General features: G+C 74.5%; 19 protein-coding genes. 14 read left to right on the forward strand and 5 right to left on the reverse strand.

What is annotated here, in order from left to right; translation table 11 throughout:
- Nucleotides 1-476: 476 nt before the first annotated feature.
- Nucleotides 477-1,193, forward strand: coding sequence for a class I SAM-dependent methyltransferase (locus tag ABD160_RS23865; RefSeq protein ID WP_344026206.1), 717 nt, complete (start codon nucleotides 477-479; stop codon nucleotides 1,191-1,193).
- Nucleotides 1,194-1,206: 13 nt separating this feature from the next.
- On the opposite strand, the gene ABD160_RS23870 is transcribed toward ABD160_RS23865, so the two are convergent.
- The 3 genes from ABD160_RS23870 to ABD160_RS23880 form a co-directional block, all read right to left on the reverse strand.
- Nucleotides 1,207-1,425, reverse strand: a complete 219-nt coding sequence (locus ABD160_RS23870) for a type II toxin-antitoxin system HicB family antitoxin (protein ID WP_344026208.1) — start codon at nucleotides 1,423-1,425, stop codon at nucleotides 1,207-1,209.
- Nucleotides 1,422-1,625, reverse strand: a complete 204-nt coding sequence (locus tag ABD160_RS23875; RefSeq protein WP_344026210.1) for a type II toxin-antitoxin system HicA family toxin — start codon at nucleotides 1,623-1,625, stop codon at nucleotides 1,422-1,424. Before ABD160_RS23875 ends, ABD160_RS23870 begins: the two co-directional genes overlap by 4 nt.
- Before the next feature lie 116 nt (nucleotides 1,626-1,741).
- Nucleotides 1,742-2,017, reverse strand: a complete 276-nt coding sequence (locus ABD160_RS23880) for a hypothetical protein (protein ID WP_344026212.1) — start codon at nucleotides 2,015-2,017, stop codon at nucleotides 1,742-1,744.
- A gap of 168 nt (nucleotides 2,018-2,185) precedes the next feature.
- On the opposite strand from ABD160_RS23880, the gene ABD160_RS23885 reads away from it, so the two are divergent.
- Genes ABD160_RS23885 through ABD160_RS23900 form a run of 4 tightly spaced genes read left to right on the forward strand, consistent with a single transcriptional unit; the run spans nucleotide 2,186 to nucleotide 7,439 of the window.
- The gene (locus tag ABD160_RS23885) at nucleotides 2,186-3,118 is read left to right on the forward strand and encodes a hypothetical protein (protein WP_344026214.1); all 933 of its coding nucleotides are present in this window, start codon (nucleotides 2,186-2,188) and stop codon (nucleotides 3,116-3,118) included.
- A 37-nt stretch (nucleotides 3,119-3,155) separates the two neighbouring features.
- Nucleotides 3,156-3,632, forward strand: a complete 477-nt coding sequence (gene rnhA, locus ABD160_RS23890; RefSeq protein ID WP_344026369.1) for a ribonuclease HI — start codon at nucleotides 3,156-3,158, stop codon at nucleotides 3,630-3,632.
- Nucleotides 3,629-5,731, forward strand: a complete 2,103-nt coding sequence (locus ABD160_RS23895; protein ID WP_344026216.1) for a S9 family peptidase — start codon at nucleotides 3,629-3,631, stop codon at nucleotides 5,729-5,731. Before rnhA ends, ABD160_RS23895 begins: the two co-directional genes overlap by 4 nt.
- 10 nt (nucleotides 5,732-5,741) lie before the next feature.
- Entirely contained in the window at nucleotides 5,742-7,439 is a 1,698-nt protein-coding gene (locus ABD160_RS23900) for a protein kinase domain-containing protein (protein ID WP_344026218.1), read from the forward strand.
- Here the strand turns inward: ABD160_RS23900 and ABD160_RS23905 are convergent.
- Nucleotides 7,433-9,304 (reverse strand): serine/threonine-protein kinase, encoded by a 1,872-nt coding sequence (locus ABD160_RS23905; RefSeq protein ID WP_344026220.1) that lies wholly within the window; start codon nucleotides 9,302-9,304, stop codon nucleotides 7,433-7,435. The two genes, ABD160_RS23900 and ABD160_RS23905, sit on opposite strands and share 7 nt — an antisense overlap.
- A gap of 268 nt (nucleotides 9,305-9,572) precedes the next feature.
- On the opposite strand from ABD160_RS23905, the gene ABD160_RS23910 reads away from it, so the two are divergent.
- The 9 genes from ABD160_RS23910 (at nucleotide 9,573) to pqqE (ending at nucleotide 17,007) form a co-directional block, all read left to right on the forward strand.
- Nucleotides 9,573-9,782, forward strand: a complete 210-nt coding sequence (locus ABD160_RS23910; RefSeq protein WP_344026222.1) for a rubredoxin — start codon at nucleotides 9,573-9,575, stop codon at nucleotides 9,780-9,782.
- A 20-nt stretch (nucleotides 9,783-9,802) separates the two neighbouring features.
- Nucleotides 9,803-10,564 (forward strand): ribonucleotide-diphosphate reductase subunit beta, encoded by a 762-nt coding sequence (locus ABD160_RS23915; RefSeq protein ID WP_344026224.1) that lies wholly within the window; start codon nucleotides 9,803-9,805, stop codon nucleotides 10,562-10,564.
- A gap of 1,024 nt (nucleotides 10,565-11,588) precedes the next feature.
- Nucleotides 11,589-12,050, forward strand: coding sequence for an MSMEG_3727 family PQQ-associated protein (locus ABD160_RS23920; protein ID WP_344026226.1), 462 nt, complete (start codon nucleotides 11,589-11,591; stop codon nucleotides 12,048-12,050).
- Between the two features lie 14 nt (nucleotides 12,051-12,064).
- Nucleotides 12,065-13,753: a pyrroloquinoline quinone-dependent dehydrogenase gene (locus tag ABD160_RS23925; protein ID WP_344026228.1), complete on the forward strand. Its 1,689-nt coding sequence runs from the start codon at nucleotides 12,065-12,067 to the stop codon at nucleotides 13,751-13,753.
- A 46-nt stretch (nucleotides 13,754-13,799) separates the two neighbouring features.
- Entirely contained in the window at nucleotides 13,800-13,892 is a 93-nt protein-coding gene (gene pqqA, locus ABD160_RS23930; RefSeq protein WP_060712366.1) for a pyrroloquinoline quinone precursor peptide PqqA, read from the forward strand.
- A gap of 76 nt (nucleotides 13,893-13,968) precedes the next feature.
- Nucleotides 13,969-14,874, forward strand: coding sequence for a pyrroloquinoline quinone biosynthesis protein PqqB (gene pqqB, locus ABD160_RS23935; RefSeq protein ID WP_344026231.1), 906 nt, complete (start codon nucleotides 13,969-13,971; stop codon nucleotides 14,872-14,874).
- Nucleotides 14,875-14,913: 39 nt separating this feature from the next.
- Nucleotides 14,914-15,579: a pyrroloquinoline-quinone synthase PqqC gene (gene pqqC / locus ABD160_RS23940; protein ID WP_344026233.1), complete on the forward strand. Its 666-nt coding sequence runs from the start codon at nucleotides 14,914-14,916 to the stop codon at nucleotides 15,577-15,579.
- Nucleotides 15,566-15,910 carry a pyrroloquinoline quinone biosynthesis peptide chaperone PqqD gene (gene pqqD, locus ABD160_RS23945; protein ID WP_344026235.1) on the forward strand — a complete coding sequence of 115 codons (345 nt, stop codon included), beginning with the start codon at nucleotides 15,566-15,568 and terminating at the stop codon, nucleotides 15,908-15,910. The genes pqqC and pqqD overlap by 14 nt, the downstream gene beginning before the upstream one ends.
- The gene (gene pqqE, locus ABD160_RS23950) at nucleotides 15,907-17,007 is read left to right on the forward strand and encodes a pyrroloquinoline quinone biosynthesis protein PqqE (protein ID WP_344026237.1); all 1,101 of its coding nucleotides are present in this window, start codon (nucleotides 15,907-15,909) and stop codon (nucleotides 17,005-17,007) included. Before pqqD ends, pqqE begins: the two co-directional genes overlap by 4 nt.
- 7 nt (nucleotides 17,008-17,014) lie before the next feature.
- Here pqqE and ABD160_RS23955 read toward each other — a convergent pair whose 3' ends face one another.
- Nucleotides 17,015-18,040: a sodium:calcium antiporter gene (locus ABD160_RS23955; protein ID WP_344026239.1), complete on the reverse strand. Its 1,026-nt coding sequence runs from the start codon at nucleotides 18,038-18,040 to the stop codon at nucleotides 17,015-17,017.
- Between the last annotated feature and the right edge of the window lie 219 nt (nucleotides 18,041-18,259).

Genomic DNA, 18,259 nt, shown 5'->3' on the forward strand with positions numbered 1-18,259 from the left:
GCAGGCCCCCCGGCCGGTCCCGCTCGAAGGATGTCAACGACTCGCCCCGTCGTCATGGCAGCCAGGCCACCCCGGTCACGCCGGCACCGGCTCCGCACACCCACCCCCGCCTGGCCAACCAAGGTTAGCCTAATCTAACTCCGCTGCCGACGCGTGGCAATCGCCCGACTCACGCGTGCCCTGCACGGCGACGACCGGGCGCCACCCCCTGGCTCGGGATCCCTGCGACCCGGTCCCCGGCGCGACACCGTCTACCGTTCCCCGGCCTGACGGGGCAGGACCTCGCCGAGGACGACCGTCCGGCCGGCTCCCCGCGGAGAATCCGGCACCGGAGCCGCCCGCACCCGCCCGGCCCGCTGATCCGCATTCGGGAACCGAAACGGCCGGTGCGCGACCGCCGCGGTTCCCGATCCGTGATCTTGCGGATCCGGGTAGGTTCGCGACCTCCGGACGCGGCGAGGTGCGGAGGCGGCATCGTGACCAGCTACGAGCGGCTCTACCGGTTCGGGATCACGCCCTGGGAACGCTCCGGGCGCGCCACCATCGCCGCCACCCGGGCGCACCTGGACCGCGAGCTCGCCGAACGCGACGGCCGGCCCGGCCGGGCCCTGGACCTCGGATGCGGCCGCGGTCTGTTCACCCCGGAGCTGGCGAGTCGCGGCTGGGAGGCCGTCGGGATCGACAACGTGCCGAGCGCCGTCGATGCGGCCCGCCGGGGCGCCGTACACACGGACCGCCGCGGTACCGACGACACGGCCCGCCGCGGTACCGACGACACGGCCCGCCGCGGTACCGACGACACGGCCCGCCGCGGTACCGACGACACGGCCGGCCGTGGTGCCCGGCCCGGCGTCACCTATGTCGTCGGCGACGTCACCGACCTGGCCACGGCCGGGCTGGGCACCTTCGATCTCTTCCTCGACATCGGCTGCTTCCAATGCCTCGACCGCGACCAGCGGCTCGCCGAGGGCCGCGGGGTGACCGCGCTCGCCGATCCCGGGGCGACCGTGCTGCTGCTCGCCTTCGGACCGAACCGGCTGCGGTCGGTGATCGGCGGCGTCTCCCGGGCCGAGGTCGAGGAGGCGTTCGTGGAGTGGGACCTCGTCTCGGTCGAGCCGGCGGACACGACGGGCCTGGGCTGGCCGATGAACCGGACCTCGCCGTGCTGGTACCGGTTCCGGCTGCGCGACTGACGGCAGCCGCAGGTCAGGCCGCGGGAACGACGAGCGCTGCGAGGGCGGTCGGCGGCGGCACCGGATCGCCGTCCGCACGCAGCCCGGCCAGGTGCAGATCGATGGCCTCGGTCATCAGCCGCACGCACTCGTCGTACCCGGCCGCTGCGGCGACACAACCCGGAAGGTCGGGGCTCCACGTGCTGTAGCCGCCGGAGTCGTCGCGCTCCACCACCACCACGTACCCGCTCACGCTTCCCCCCGATACAGGCCGGACTGCTTCAGGATGCTCCGCTCGGTTCTCGGGTGCAATGTGTCGCTCGGTCGCCCCGCGACGGTCGTACGACCCGGCTTCGTCGGGTGCCGGTACTGACGATGACTACCGCGTGTGACGACGAGATACCAGCCGTCCGCCTCGATCATCCGGATGATCTCCGCAACCTTCCGGGGCACGCTCGGCCTCCTCCCGCAGCGAGGTCATCGCCCAGCCGCGGGCGGCACACACCGTTCGATCGCATGTTCGAGAGGCTAGCGCCCGGCCCCGACAATCCCCGCGGACCGCCGCCTTCTCACCCCGGCAGCTCCCGCCCGATCCCGGCGAACAGCTCCCGCCACCGCTCCACCGGCAACCGCTCCCACGGCCGGTCGGCGCCCGCCCACGCCTCGGGCACCGCGCGGGCCGCCAGCTCCGGCCCGACCAGCCCGGCGTCGTCCAGCTCGTCGAGCAGCTGCGGCACCCGGTTCCCACCGACCCGGGCGACGGCGGCGTCCCACTCCGCGGCGGTGAGCGGGCGGTCCCGGTCCAGCAGCGCGTTCACGGTGATCTCGTAGAGGGCCTGGCTCACGCGGGCCAGGATGCACCACCGGCCGCCGACCGCTGCCGGCCCTCCGGCGATCCGATCGGCCGCTCGGCGCCCGAGGCGGGCGGTCGCCGTAACGGGTCGACCGGCCGTCGTTACTGCTCCGATCGGCCGCTGCGCCGGACCACGATCCCGATCTACGGTCCTGCTCCGATGAGCGCTCCCCACGCCGACGACCGATCCTCCGTCCCACCCGGCACCGCACGCAACGGGCACCCCACCGCGACCGTGCTGGACGGGCCGTCCGTACCGCAGCCCCGCCCGCCACGGGCGACGGAACCGGAGCCCACCGTCCGGGCCGCGCAGGGACCGGCCACCGCAGCACCAGCCACCGCGGGCCCCGGCACGGTCGAGCTGACCGGCCCCGTGCACGACCCCGGCCCGCGCACCCCGCCGATGCCGTGGCAGGCCGTCCCACCACCGGGCCCGCCCCCGGGCCGAGCCCCGGTGCCGTCAGTGTTCCCGACCCCACCGCCCGCACGCCCGGCGTGGCGGCGCGCCCTCGGCACCATCGGCGCCCTCGGCACCATCGACACCGGCCGGATCGCCGCGGTCGCCGGTTCGGTCCGGGAGCGGGTGCCGCACCGGGTCGCGGCGGTCGCGGTCGTCGTGGCCCTGGTGCTCGCGGTCGTCGGTGCGCTCACCACCGGCGCCGGCGGTCCGGACGAGACCGGAACCACCCGGTCCGCGCAGGTGGCGGCCCCGGCGGCGGTGCCGGCCGATCTCGTCGCGGACAGCACGCCCGCGGATCCGGCCGGGTTCGGCGATCCGGCCGCGTTCAGCTCGCCGTCGGGCAACATCGCCTGCTCGATCGGCGCCGGCGAGGCCCGCTGCGACGTCACCAGCCGGGACTGGACGGCCGAGGGCTGCACCTCCGACGCCGGGCTGGTCGTCGGCGGGGCGGCGGGCGCCCGCACGAGCTGCGACCCGGCACCCGGCGCGACCGGCGACGCGGTGCTCGACTACGGCACCCACCTGACCCGCGGCGACCTCACCTGCGTCAGCCGCCGCACCGGCGTCGAGTGCCGGGACGCCGGCACCGGGCACGGGTTCACGGTCGCCCGCGCGTCGTACCGGCTCTACTGAGGAGATCACCGAGGGGATAACGTCGCGGCCCGTGACGGTGGTCGTGGAGATCTTCACCGACGGTGCCTGTGTCCCCAACCCGGGTCCGGGCGGCTGGGGCGCGGTGCTCCGCTACGGCACCCACGAGCGGGACCTCTACGGCGGCGAGCCCGGCACCACCACGAACAACCGGATGGAGCTGACCGCGCCGATCCGGGCACTGGCCGTGCTGACCCGGCGCAGCGTCGTGCACCTGCACACCGACAGCACCTACGTCCGCAACGGCATCACCCAGTGGCTGCCGCGGTGGAAGACCCGCGGCTGGCGGACCGCCGCCGGCGAGCCCGTCAAGAACGACGACCTGTGGCGCGAGCTGGACGCCGCCGTCCGCGGGCACGACGTCACCTGGTTCTGGGTGAAGGGCCACTCCGGCCACCCGGAGAACGAACGCGCCGACCGGCTCGCCGCGCAGGGCTGCGCGGAGGCCGCCGGCCGGCGCCCACGCGAAGTGCACACCCCGGAGAGGACCCCGTGACCGACTCGTTCCCCCGCCTGCACGCCCGCACCCGGCGGTTCACGCTCGGCGTCCCGCGCGGCTTCACCGTCGCCCCGGACGGCTCGCGGGCGGTGTTCCAGCGCAGCCGTTCCGGCACCGACCCGGTGACCTGCCTGTGGTCGCTCGACGCCGCCACCGGCGCGGAGCGGTTGCTCGTCGACCCGGCCGACGTCCCGGGCCTCCCCGGCGAGGAGGACCTGCCCGCCGCGGAGCGGGCGCGCCGGGAACGGGTGCGCGAGCAGGCCGGCGGCGTGGTCGGCTACACCTGCGACGACGCCGTCGAACGGGCCGTGTTCGCCCTCTCCGGGCGCCCCTTCACCGTCTCGCTGACCGGCGCCCCGGACGTCGCGCCGCTCGACGTCGGCGGGATCGAGGCCGTCGTCGACCCGCGGATCGACCCGACCGGCCGGCGGATCGCGTTCGTCGCCGATCGGGCGCTGTACCTGCACGATCTCGCCGCCGGGAGCACCACCGCACTGCTCACCCCGGAGAGCGACGACGTCTCCTACGGGCTCCCCGACTTCGCCGCCGCCGAGGAGATGGGCCGCACCCGCGGCTTCTGGTGGTCCCCCGACGGCGGGTCGCTGCTGGTCGCCCGGGTCGACGAGTCGCCGGTCGCGCGCTGGTACATCGCCGACCCGGCGCATCCCGACCGGGTCCCCACCGAGGTGCGGTATCCCGCGGCCGGCACCCCGAACGCCGTCATCGGCCTGGAGATCGTCACCGTCGACGGCGCCCGCACGCCGGTCACCCGGGACACCGCGGGCTACGAGTACCTGGCGACCGCCCGGTGGGACGCGCACGGCCCGCTGCTCTCGGTGCAGCCGCGCGACCAGCGCGAGGTGCTCGTCCTCGCCGTCGACCCGCGGACCGGGGCGACGACGGCGCTGCACTCGCAGACCGACCCGGTGTGGGTGGAGAACGTGCCGGGCGTCCCGGCCCGGACCGCGTCCGGCGCGCTGGTCCGGGCGGTGGACACCGGCGGGGCCCGCCGGCTCGTCGTCGGCGACACCGAGCTCACCGGCCCGGAGCTGCAGGTCCGCGAGGTCCTCGGGATCGACGGCGAGACGGTCCTGTTCCGGGCGTCCCCGGAGCCGACCTCGACGGCGCTGTACTCGGCCGCGCCGGGCACCGCTCCGGTCGCCCTGTCCCCCACCACCGGCCTGCACTCCGGGACCGTCGCCGGCGGCACCCTGGTCCGCGTCTCGCAGGACCTGGACGTCGCGCCGCACGCCGAGCTGGTCACCGCGGACGGCACCGTGCACCCGGTCGCCGGGCACGCCGCCGATCCCGGGCTGGTTCCCGCCGTCGCCCTGCACGCGTTCGGCGGGCGGGAGCTGCGGACGGCGGTGCTGCTGCCCACCGGGCACGTCCCGGGCACCCCGCTGCCGGTGCTGCTCGACCCCTACGGCGGGCCGCACTCGCAGCGCGTCGTCCGGTCCCGCAACGCCCATCTCACCAGCCGCTGGTTCGCCGACCAGGGGTTCGCGGTGCTGGTCACCGACGGGCGCGGCTCCCCCGGCCGCGGCCCCGAGTTCGAGCGGGCGATCCACGGCGACCTGGCCGGGCCGGTGCTCACCGACCAGGTCGATGCGCTGCACGCGGCGGCGCAGGAGTACCCCGACCTGGACCTGACCCGGGTCGCGATCCGCGGCTGGTCGTTCGGCGGGTACCTGGCCGCGCTCGCGGTGCTGCGCCGCCCGGACGTCTTCCACGCCGGGATCGCGGGCGCCCCGGTGACCGACTGGGCGCTCTACGACACCCACTACACCGAGCGCTACCTGGGACTGCCGGGCGGCGAGCCGTACCGGCGCTCCTCGGTGATCGACGACGCCGCGACCCCGCCGACCGAGCAGGCGCCGCACCGGCCGCTGATGATCGTGCACGGGCTGGCCGACGACAACGTCGTCGCGGCGCACACCCTGCGGCTGTCCTCGGCGCTGCTCGCCGCCGGACGCCCGCACCAGGTGCTGCCGCTGTCCGGGGTCACCCACATGACGCCGCAGGAGGTCGTCGCGGAGAACCTGCTGCTTCTCCAGGTCCGTTTCCTGCAGGAGGCGCTGGGCACCGCGGGCTAGTCTCACGATCGTGACGACCCCGCCCGGACCGGACGATCCACCCACGGTGGGCCGGTACCGGATCACCGGGGTGCTCGGCTCCGGCGGGATGGGCCGGGTGCTGCTCGGCGAGGCCCCCGACGGCCGCCGGGCGGCGATCAAGCTGGTGCATCCCGAGCTGGTCGAGACCGACGGGTTCCGGGCCCGGTTCCGCCGGGAGGTCACGCTCGCCGCGCAGGCGCCTCCCGGCTGGACGGCGGCGTTCCTGGACGCCGACCCGGACGCCCCGCGGCCGTGGCTGGCCACCGCCTTCCTGGACGCGCCGACCCTGCACGAGGAGATCGCCCGCGCCGGCACCCTGTCCCCGGACCGGGCAGCCGACCTCGGCGTGGGGCTGGCGTCGGCGCTGGCCGCCCTGCACGCCCGGGGCCTGGTGCACCGCGACCTCAAACCGTCGAACGTGCTGCTCACCGGCGGCGGCCCGCGGCTGATCGACTTCGGGATCTCGCGGGCGGTCGACGGGACCGCGCTCACCGCGACCGGGCAGGTGATCGGCACCCCGGAGTACCTGTCACCGGAGCAGATCACCGGCACCCCGCGGGCCGGGACGGCCGCCGACCTGTTCGCGCTCGGGTCGCTGCTGGTGTTCGTGACGAGCGGGCGGACACCGTTCGGCGGCGGAGGGACGGCCGCCGTGCTGTCCCGGGTGGTGCACGCCGAGCCGGACCTGCCACCCGGCCTGGGCCGGATCGAGCCGGTGCTGCGGGCGCTGCTGGACAAGGACCCGGCGGCCCGGCCGACCGCGGAGCGGGCGGCCGAGCTGCTGGCCGGCGGCACCCCCACCGGCCCGCCCGGCGAGGACCGGACCGTGCTGCTGCACCGCCCGCCGGACGCGGGCGGCCCCGGCCCGGGCGGCACCACCGGACCGGGTCCGGCCCCCGGTCCCCGATCCGGTCCCGCGGGGACCGGGCCGGGCGGCACCCGGGTCGCCGGCGGGCCGCCCCGGACCGTCGCCCCGCGCCACGGCGCCGCGGCGGGCGCCGCAGCAGGTCCGCCCCCGCCGCCGACCCTGCTCGGCGCACCACCGGCCACCGCGGAACCGTGGCGGCGGCGCCGGTGGCCGCTGGTGGCGGGCGGCATCGCCGTCGCGCTCGCGCTGCTCGTCGTCCTGGTGCCGCTGCTGCTGTGGGGCTCCGGTGAACCGGCCGCCGAGGGCGACGCGTCCGGACCGGCACCCGGCACGACCGCACCCGCGCCGACCACCGAACCGACCACCGCACCGACCACCGGGCCGCCGCCGACCACCCCGGCCGGGGACACCTCCGACCTGCTCGCCGGTGCGACCGTCGTCGACACCGCGCAGGACGTCCGCTACGTCGACCCGTCGGGTGCGCTGCGGTTCCGCTCCCCCAGCGGGAACATCGCCTGCGCGCTGGAGCCCTTCGAGGTGCGCTGCGACGTGCTCGAACGGACCTGGGAGGTGCCGCCGGTCCCGGCGTCCTGCCGGCAGGCGTACGGCACCGGGACCCGGCTCGCCGGAGCCGCCCCCGGCGAGCTGACCTGCGCCGGCGACACGATCGCCGATCCGTCGCTGCCGGTGCTGGAGTTCGACCGGGTGCTGCGCAGCGACGAGATCACCTGCGTGAGCCGGACGACCGGGGTGGAGTGCCGCAACACCACCACCGGCCACGGCATGGCGGTGGCCAGGGCGTCCTACCGGGTCTACTGAGCCGTGACGATCCGCAGCGTCCGCCCCGCCGTCAGGTAGAGCGCCCGCCCGTCCGGTGCGACGGCGAGATCGGCGGCGGCACCGGCACCCGGGATCTCGGCGACCGTCGCGAGGGTGCCCGCGTCCAGCACCGTCACCGTGCCGGTCGAGGCGTCCAGCGCGTACACCAGTCCCGGCGCCGCGGCCAGCCGTGACGCCGGTACGTCGGCGCGGGTCGCCCGGACCGTGCCGTCCGGCCCGAGCAACCGCAGCCCGGGCACCCCGTCCGCGGTCCCGGCGACGGCCGGCACGACGGCACCGCCGGGCAGCGCCACCAGGTCCAGGACGTCGTCCGGCCCCGGCACGACGGTCGCGGCGGCCGTCCACGGCGGGCGCACCGTCTCGATCCGGCTGCCGCCCCCGGGATCCGACCCGGCGACCACGATCGCGTCGCCCGCGGCGTCCGCCGCGACCGGGCGGCTGGCCGGCTCGGCCGTGCCGAGCGGGCGCAGCGTCGCCGGATCGAGCGCCGTCACCGTGGACGACCGCGGATCGGTGACGACCACCGCGTCCGGCCCGGCGACGACGTCCGGCGACCACACGATCTCCGCGCCGGCGCCGGTGCCGATCTCGGCGCTCGCGGTGACCGTCAGGCTCTGCGTGTCGACCGCGACGACCCGGGTCGGCGTGCTGCTCAGTGCGACGTAGAGCCGGCGGCCGTCCGGGGCGACGGCGAGCGCCGCCGGGAACCCGCCCACGTCGGCCCGGCCCAGCACCGCACCCGCCGGGTCGAGCACCGTCACCGCACGCCCGTCGGGATCGGCGACGTGGATCCGTCCCGCGGCGGCCACCACCCGGTCCGCCCGGTGCCCCAGGTCCACCACCGGCCCCGCGGTGGTCGGCGGCGGGACCGGTGCGGTGGCGGCCGGCCCGGCCCCGGGTACGTCCGCCCGCTCCGCGGCCGGGACCGGATCCGGAGCCGTGGCGGGACCGTCCGGGCGCAGCAGCACGACCGCCGGGACACCCACCGCGACGGCCGCCGCGACCGCCACCGCGACGGCCCGCCCGCGGCGCCGGACCCGCGCGAGCAGCGCCGCCGCGGACGGCCGCTCGGCCGGATCGCGGCGCAGGCACGCCGCCGCGACCGCACGCAGTGGCTCCGGCGTCGCCCCCAGGTCGGGGGTGCCGTGCAGCAGCCGGTAGAGCACCGCCGGGACCGTGTCACCGGGGTAGGGCGGGGCGCCGGTCGCGGCGAACACGAGGACCGCGCCGAACGCGTGGACGTCGGCGGCCGGGCCCGGCTCCGGCACCGTGCCGTCCACCTGCTCCGGCGCCAGGTACGCCGGCGTGCCGAGGGTGCCCCCGGTCCGGGTCATCCGGGTGTCGCCCGGCGTGTGCGCGATGCCGAAGTCGACGACCATCGGCCCGCGCGGGGTGAGCACGACGTTCGCCGGTTTCAGGTCGCGGTGCACCAGCCCGGTCCGGTGCATCGCGGCCAGCGCCCGGAGCAGCCCGGTCGCGAGCCGGGTCAGCTCGCGGCCGCGCAGCGGGCCGCCGTCCCGGATCCGCCGGTCCAGGGTCGGCCCGCGCAGCAGTGCGGTCGCCACCCAGGGCGGGTCGCCGTCCGGATCGGCGTCGACGACGGGGGCGGTGTAGCGGGCGGGCATCCGGCGGGCCGCCCCGATCTCGCGGCGGAACCGGGTGCGGAACCCCGGCTCGGTCGCGCGCTCCCGGCGGACGATCTTCACCGCGACCTCGCGCCCCCGGCCGTCGACGGCGGCGTGCACCCGCCCCGAGGCACCGGAGCCGAGCAGCCTCCCGAGCCGGTACGGCCCGACCGTCGCCGGTGCCGGGGCGTCCGCGCCGGGTGGGACGGGATCGGCCATGGTCACGAGCCTCGCACGCGGCCGGGCCCGAAGTGGGCGAAACACGTGTTTCGGCTTCCCCTTGCGATCGGACCGCGGGGTATGGCTCCCTGGGAAAGGCGACGACCCCTTCCTTGTGCGACGGGTCGTGCGCGTCCGCGACGAGGCGATGGAGCCGTGGGAGTCATATGACGACGCTCGAGGATGCCGCCGTGCACCCGCCACCACCCGTCCCCGGCCACCGGGCGAGACCCCGGCCGGGCGAGACCCGGGATCCGGCGGCGACGGCATGAGCGTCGGCGCGGCGGAGGCCGCTGCGGAGACCCGGCAGTGGGTCTGCGAGCCCTGCGGGTTCATCTACGACCCGGACGAGGGCGACCCGGACAGCGGCATCCCGCCGGGCACCGCGTTCGAGGACATCCCGGACGACTGGATGTGCCCGATCTGCGGTGCCACCAAGGCGGACTTCCGGCTGCTGGAACCGGGCGAGGACTTCTAGGGGAGCGAGGACGCAGCCTCATGATCACCGGATACCAACACTTCGTGACCCTCGCCGACTCGATCCAGTGGGACGAGACGGCGATCGACTACACCACCGACCGGGCGGCCTGGCCGCAGCTCACCGACGACGAGCGCACCCGGGTGCTCGGCCTGCTCGCCGGATTCTGCATCGCCGAGTTCGCCGTCGCCGGCCAGCTCGGCTCCTACCAGGCCGCGGCGCTGGACGACTCGATGGAGGCCTGTTTCCGGGCCCAGGCCCGGGACGAGGCCCGGCACGCCCGCTTCTTCGACCTGGTGGCCGCCGACGTCGCCGGGATCCCCGGGGACACCCCCGCGCAGCGGCTGGACGCGCTGCGCGACCGGGCGGCGCCCGAACTCGTCGACCTGTTCGAGGTGCGGCTGCCGGAGACCGCGCGGCAGCTCGCCGAGGAGCAGCGGGACCTGACCTCCGCGGTCGGCCTCTACCACATGGTGATCGAGGGTGTGGTGCTGCTGGCCGGCCAGCACGCGATGCTCGCGACGCTGGACGGCCTCTCGGCCGGGCTCCCCGGCGTCCACAAGGGGATGGAGCTCGTGCTGCGCGACGAGCGCTGGCACATCGGGTTCGGCTCGCGCATCGTGCAGAGCGCCGACATCTGCAACGAGCAGGCGGCCGCCATGCTCGAGCAGGGCGAGACCGCCGCGAAGGTCTGGGGCGATCTCATCACCGCCGATGCGATCGAGACGGCGATGCGCCAGCACCGGCGGCGGCTCAAGGCCGCGGGGATCAAGTTCTGGTGATCGGCCACCGCCACCTGCGGCGCCGGCCCGGACCGGCCCGCACGCACCGGTCCCGCACGGCCCCGGTACCTCACCCGAAGGTCAGGTGGCCGCGCGCCGGCCTGCCGGCGACCGCCCGCGACGCGCACCGGCGGCCCGCCCGGGCGTGCGGCGCGACCGCCACCGGGGCACCCGGCCGCTCCCGAATGGGTCACCCGCTCACCTCCCGCCGAGCACGCCGGACACCTTCGGGAAACATGTGTTTCATTCCCCGGGTCCGATCGGTGGCGCGACCGGAATGCCGGGGCGCGGTGATCGCGGCGGCGGCGACCGGCGTCCCCGGCCCGCTATCCACACCGGACACCACCGGTTCCGGAACGATCACGAATCGGGCGAAGACCGCACGTCACAGCCTCACGGCGACCCCGCCGGAGCACCGCGCGACCGGACCCCGGCCCACCACCCGCGCATCCGCCGGACACCACCGGAGCATTCCCGCGGCCCGGCAGAATGGTCGCGTGATCGCCATTCCGGACGACCTCGCGGCGGCCGCCGGGAATTGCGCAGACAATTGTCGGAATACGTCGCGCAAGGCGCCGGAACGGGGCCCCGCCGGACACCCGGGCGGCAGGTACGGCCGCGCTCGAATCAGGACGCCGACACACCGGCGGACCGGCCGGAGATCCACCCGCGGGGCGCCCCGGCCGCACCGCGCCGCAGCCGCCGCCGGCACCAGCACGATCGTCCTCATCATCGCGCTGACCTCGACGATCACCGGTACCCTCGGCGCGGTGGAGAGGCAGCGCAGCGGCAGCAGCAGCCGCCCCGGCACGGCCCGCCACCGGCCCGTGCGGACCGCTTCACAACGGTCCGTCACGCAATCCACCGGGCCCGGGCGAGGATCGGGATTGACCATTCGGAGCCACCCCCGGAGGGTCCGCGATCTTTCTCCTGAATGAGCGTGCGCCCGGGGTTGACGCCCGCCTCGACGCAGTGTGAAAGTGATCACGGCACCGCCGACAATTTCGCTCGGGAGGATATGTCAATGACGACGACCGAAGATCGATCGGCCGAGCTGGCCGCGGCCGGTCTGGACGGCCAGAACAGGACGGCGCTCGGCCGGCTGATCAACACCGGCAGCATCGGGCACGCCGAGGAGGGGACCGACGGCGTGCTGCGGGCGACCATCCGGATCCCGGAGGACGAGCTGCGCTACGAGCCCGCGATCCTCATCCTCCCCCGCGGTGGCGACATCGAGCTGACCCTGATCAACGACGACAAGAACACCCACTGCGCCGTCCTGCCGAGCAACGGTGATCCCAAGTTCATCTGGCTGGTGAACCACGCCAAGGGGATCGCCCGGCTCAACCTCGACGGACCGGGCACCTACTACTACGGATCCCACAGCGGCAACGACGAGGGCCGCGGCCTGACCGGCGCCATCGTCATCGGCGGTGAGGTACCCGACCACGCGAAGCTCGACCGTCCCCCGCAGCCGCGCCCGTAGAACAGGAGCACCAGATGACCGACTACGTCGACGCGGGCGAGGCGATCCCGCACACCCAGCTCAGCGCGGTGAAGGGCATCGCCCCCGCCACCACCAACGTGGACTACGACCGCATCCAGGGCGCCACCTCCGAGCCACAGAACTGGCTCACCTACTACGGCACCTACGACGGCAAGCGGTACAGCACGCTGGACCAGATCAACAAGGAGAACGTCCGGCGACTGAGCCCCGCCTGGGTGTTCCAGGCCGGTGCGACGGGCATGCAGTCCGGCGCGTCCACCTACTCGTTCGAGGCGTCCCCGCTGGTCGTCGAGGGCGTCATGTACGTCTCCGGCCCGGACGGCAAGGCCTGGGCGATCGACGCGACGACCGGCGAGGAGCTGTGGCGCTACAAGCACGCCTCGCCGTACGACGTGTCGCTGTGCTGCGGCAACGTCAACCGGGGCCTCGCCGTCGGGCACGGCAAGGTCTACATGTACACCCTCAACGCGCACATCATCGCGCTCGACGCGACCACCGGTGAGAAGGTCTGGGACGTCACCAACGGTGACGTGCGGGCCGGCGAGAGCGGCTCGGTCGCGCCGCTGATCGTGAAGGACCTGGTGATCGTCGGCAGCGCCGGCGGCGAGTTCGGCGTCCGCGGCCACCTGGACGCCTTCGACGCGCACACCGGCGAGCGGCGCTGGCGCTGCTACACCGTCCCGAAGCCCGGCGAGCCCGGCTCGGAGACCTGGCCGGACGACGGCGAGGCGTGGCAGCGCGGCGGTGCGAACTGCTGGGTCACCCCCACCTACGACCCCGAGCTGGAGCTGCTCTACCAGGGCACCGGCAACCCGGCACCGGACTTCGACGGCGGTGTCCGCCCGGGCGACAACCTCTACACCGACAGCGTCGTCGCGGTGGACGTGAACACCGGCGAGATCCGGTGGCACTACCAGTTCACCCCGCACGACCTGTGGGACTACGACTCCACGATGGAGAACCTGCTCTTCGACGCACCCGACGGGCGCAAGCTGCTCGCGCACGCGGACAAGAACGGGTACTTCTTCGTCCTCGACCGCACCGACGGCGAGCTGGTGCGGGTCTTCCCGTTCGTCGACCGGATCACCTGGGGTGAGATCACCCCGGACGGCAAGGTGACGCCGAAGATCTATCCGGACGAGGAGGGCGTCCCGGTGCACTTCTGGCCGGGACCGGCCGGGGGCAAGGAATGGACGCACATGTCCTACAACCCCCAGACCGGGCTGATCTACGTACCGGTCCAGGAGGTCGGTGCGACCGCCACCCGCCGCCGCCGCGAGTTCAAGGAGTCCATCCCGTACTGGGGCGCCGGCGTCGCGGTGGACATCGAGGACTTCTACGGCTTCGTCGCCGCCATCGATCCGCTCACCGGCGAGGAGAAGTGGCGCTGGAACAACGAGTACCCGATGTGCGCGTCCACCCTCACCACCGCCGGCGGGCTGGTCTTCCAGGGCACGCCGACCGGCGAGTTCGTCGCGCTGGACGCCGACACCGGCGAGAAGCTGTGGTCCTTCCAGTGCGGCAGCGGGCACCACTCGAGCCCCACCCCGTTCAGCGTCGACGGCCGCCAGTACATCGCGGTGCCGACCGGCTGGGGCGGCTGGATCGAGGGGTTCCTGCCGGGTCTGCTCGGCGCCGCGGCGGGCGACGCGCTGTTCTGCTTCGCCCTGCCGGAGGACTGAGCCGGCCGCACACTGGTTCCCGCAGACCGCACGAGAGGAGGTGAACATGGAGTCCACCACCGAGTGGGAGGCGCCCGAGTTCGAGGAGATCGGCTGCGCACCCGAGGTCACGATGTACATCGCCCGCACCGAGGCGTGACGAGATGACGCCCAGGGGCGCCGGACGAAACGGGTCCGGCGCCCCTGCGGTGTCCGCAGGACCGAGGAGGACAGCGATGCGACTGCGGGTTCTCGGAGCCGCGGCCGGTGGCGGCTTCCCACAGTGGAACTGTGGCTGCCCGGGCTGCCGGGCGGTCCGCGACGGCTCGCGGCCCGCGACGCCGCGCACCCAGTCGTCGATCGCGATCAGCCCCGACGGCGACCGCTGGTGGCTGGTCAACGCCTCCCCCGACGTCCGCACCCAGCTGGCCGACACGCCGGCGCTGCACCCCGTCGGGGACCGCGGCACGCCCCTGCAGGGGGTGCTCCTCACCGACGCCGAGATCGACCACACGCTGGGGCTGGTGCTGCTCCGCGAGGGCGGCGGCGTGCACCTGCACGCGACCGCCGCCACCCACCGCACGCTGCGCGAGGGCACCGGCCTGCTCCCCACCCTGGAACGCTTCTGCCCGGTCACCTGGACCGAGGTCGTCCCCGGCGCGGCCCACGACCTGGGCGGCCTGAGCTACCGCGCGTTCGACGCCCCCACCGGCAAGCACGACCGGTTCGCGCCGTCCGGAGCCGCCGGCGCGACGGGCGCCGGGCGCGTCGTCGGGTACCGGTTCACCGACACCGGCAGCGGCCGGGTCGCGGTGTACCTGCCCGGCGTGCAGGCGCTGACCCCCGAGGTGCTGGACGAGATCGCCGGCGCCGATCTGCTGCTCGTCGACGGCACCACCTGGCACGACGACGAGCTGGTCCGGCTCGGGCTGGCCGCGAAGACCGCCCACGACATGGGCCACCTGCACGTCGGCGGGCCCGGCGGCAGCCTGGACGTGCTCGCCGCACTGGACCTGCCCCGGATCGTCTACGTGCACATCAACAACACCAACCCGATCCTGCTCGAGGACTCCGACGAGCGCGCCGAGGTCGAGAAGGCCGGCGTCACGGTTGGCCACGACGGACTGGAACTGGAGGTCTGAGTGACCGCACCCGCTGCATCCGCTGCATCCCCTGCGCTGGTGGACCGCCTGCGCGCGCACGCCCGCAGCTACCACAGCGCGCACCCGTTCCACGTGCGGATGAACGAGGGCACCCTGTCCCCCGAGCAGATCCGCGGCTGGGTCGCGAACCGGTTCGCCTACCAGGAGGCCATCCCGGTCAAGGACGCGGCGATCCTGTCGAACTGCCCGGACGTCGCCGTCCGGCGGCGCTGGATCCGGCGGATCACCGACCACGACGGCACCGAGGCCGACGGCCCCACCTCGGGCGGCATCGAGGCGTGGCTGCGGCTCGGCGAGGCGTGCGGCCTGACCCGCGAGGAGATCCTCGACCACCGGCACCTGCAGCCCGGCGTGCGGTTCGCCGTCGACGCCTACGTCGACTTCGCGCGCCGGAAGCCGTGGGTGGAGGCGGTCGCGTCGTCGCTGACCGAGCTGTTCGCCCCGGACCTGATGGCCGAGCGGCTCGCCGCGTTCGAGAAGTACTACACCTGGATCGAGCCGGACGGCCTGGAGTACTTCCGCAACCGGCTGTTCCAGGCGCCGCGCGACTCCGAGCACGCCCTCGAGATCGTGGTGGCGCACTGCCGGACCGCGGCCGAGCAGGACGCCGCCGAGGCCGCGCTGTCCTTCAAGTGCGACGTCCTGTGGGCCATCATGGACGGGATCGACCATGCCTACGCGTGACGGGGTCGCCACGGTTCCCGTCCCCCGGCACGGCGAGGGAGGTGCGGCCGAGGTGATCAGCGGGCAGGCCCGTCCCCGGCTCGGCCGGTACGTCCGGATGCGGCCGGACCGGCCGACCGGCGGCTGGGTGCTGCTCGGGCCGGAGACCGTCGTCGTGCTGAACCGGACCGGGCACGCGGTGCTGCGGCTGTGCGACGGCGAGCGCACCGTCGACCAGATCGTCGCCGCGCTGGTGGAGGGGCACGACGACGCCGACGAGCTCACCGTCGGCGAGCAGGTGCGCGACTACCTGGGCCGGCTCGCCGACCGGAACCTGGTGGCCTGGGCATGAGCAACGACCGGAGCGCGGCCGCCCCCCGCCCGTTCGGGCTGCTCGCCGAGCTGACCTACCGCTGCCCGCTGGCCTGCGCGTACTGCTCCAACCCGATCGAGCTCGCCCGCTACGACGACGAGCTGGGCACCGCGGACTGGCAGCGGGTGTTCACCGAGGCCGCCGATCTCGGCGTCCTGCAGTGCCACCTGTCCGGCGGCGAGCCGCTGCTGCGCCGCGACCTGCCCGAGCTGGTGCGCACCGCGGCCGGGCTCGGGATGTACACGAACCTGGTGACCAGCGCGATGGGGCTGTCCCGGCGGCGGGCCGAGGAGCTGCGCGCCGCCGGGCTGGACCACGTGCAGGTCAGCGTGCAGGCCGACGAGCCGACCACCTCGGACCGGATCGCCGGCATCCCGTCGTTCGAGCGCAAGCTGGAGGCGTGCCGGCTGGTCCGCGAGCTGGGCTGGCCGCTGACCGTGAACGTGGTGCTGCACCGGCAGAACATCGACCGGGTGGGGGCGATCCTCGACCTGGTCGAGGGCCTGCAGGCCGACCGGGTGGAGCTGGCGAACACCCAGTACTACGGCTGGGCGTGGAAGAACCGGACGGCGCTGCTGCCCAGCCACGAGCAGCTCGACCGGGCCGAGGAGATCGTCGGCGCGGCGCGCGAGCGGCTGGCCGGCCGGATGGAGGTCGTGCACGTGCTGCCCGACTACTACGGCCGGTATCCCAAGCCGTGCATGGGCGGCTGGGCGCAGCGCCAGCTCACCGTCGCCCCGGACGGCGACGCGCTGCCCTGCCCGGCCGCGCAGACCCTGCCGCTGCCCCGGGCGTCGGTCCGGGACGCCTCGCTGTCCGAGATCTGGCACTCGGCGCCGCTGTTCACCGCCTACCGCGGGGAGAGCTGGATGCAGGACCCGTGCCGGACCTGCGACCGGCGCGAGCTCGACCACGGCGGCTGCCGCTGCCAGGCGTTCCAGCTGACCGGCGATCCGGCGGCCACCGACCCGGTCTGCCACCTCTCCCCCGACCACCACCTGGTCACCGAGGCGGTCGAGGAGGCCAACCGGCCGCTCCCGGTGGACCTGGAGCTGGTGCCCCGCCCGCACCGGTGAGCGGGAATCAGTCGTCGTCGGCCGGGACGACGCCGAACACCACGAAGCTGACGATCCAGTACACGACGTAGGCGAGCAGCAGCACCACGCCGTGCCAGCGGCGCAGGCGCCCGGTCCACAGCGCGTAGGTGGAGAACCCGATCAGCAGCGCCAGCGCCGGTAGGTGCCAGACGAACACGTCGTCGGTCACCTCGATCGCGCCCCCGGCCAGCACGATGATCCCGAGCTTGGCGGTCACCGAGAACACCACCGAGCCGATCACGTTGCCGATGCCGATCAGCGGCGCACCGCGGCGGGCCGGTTCGACGGTGAGGAAGATGTCCTCGAGGGTCAGCACCAGGGTCGCGATGGTCGCGCCGAACACGGTTCCGGCGATGCCGAACTCGTCCAGGATCCCCTCGGTGCCCTCGGTCATCACCCAGGCACCGATGATCAGGCCGACCAGGGACAGGAACGCCAGCCCGAGCAGCGCCCAGCCGGGCAGGTGCCGCTTGGAGGTGATCGGGATGTCGCCGGTGTGCGAGAGGTCGTCGGAGGCGGTGCCGCCGCGGACGTGGCCGGCCCGCTCCATGACCTCGCTGTCCCGGAAGACCGGCACCGCCCGGGTCCGTTCGCGCACCGCGACGTAGGCGACGAAGGCGACGAACAACGCGATCAGCAGGATCGCCAGCCCGGCGCCGACCTCCCCGACGAACGCCAGCCCCACCAGCACCAGCGGGGACAGCGCGAAGATCACGAGATAGTCCTTGGGCACCTCGACCCGGCAGGGCACCAGCAGTGCGGCCAGCGCGAGCACGACGCCGACCATCGAGACGACGGTGCCGAAGACGACGCCGAGCGCGACCTCCTCCATTCCCTCCAGATTGAGCGCGACACCGAACACCAGATCGTCGAACTCGATTCCGGTGAAGATGACGGCGAGCAGGAAGACCGAGATCGCGAGGCCGCGCGCGGCCCCGACCAGATAGGTGATCAGCTTCTCGGCACTGTAGATCAACAGCGCCGCGCCGGCGGCGAAAATCAGAATCGACATCATCGGCGATCGGGCCCTTTCACGATGCCGGACGCCACCGAACAGCGCGAACGCGCCGGCGGTCACGATCGGCAGTCACTGCACACGAATTGTTCTCTGGGCAGCACGAATCCGGAGTAGCCCGTCCGGGACCCGCGACGCAGTAGATGCTCGCAAACATATGTTGCAGAGAACAGTGTTGATTTTCGCGGCGCATCGGAGCACGATGCCGGGTTGCCC

The organism is Pseudonocardia kongjuensis (assembly GCF_039526905.1).
Lineage (GTDB): Bacteria > Actinomycetota > Actinomycetes > Mycobacteriales > Pseudonocardiaceae > Pseudonocardia > Pseudonocardia kongjuensis.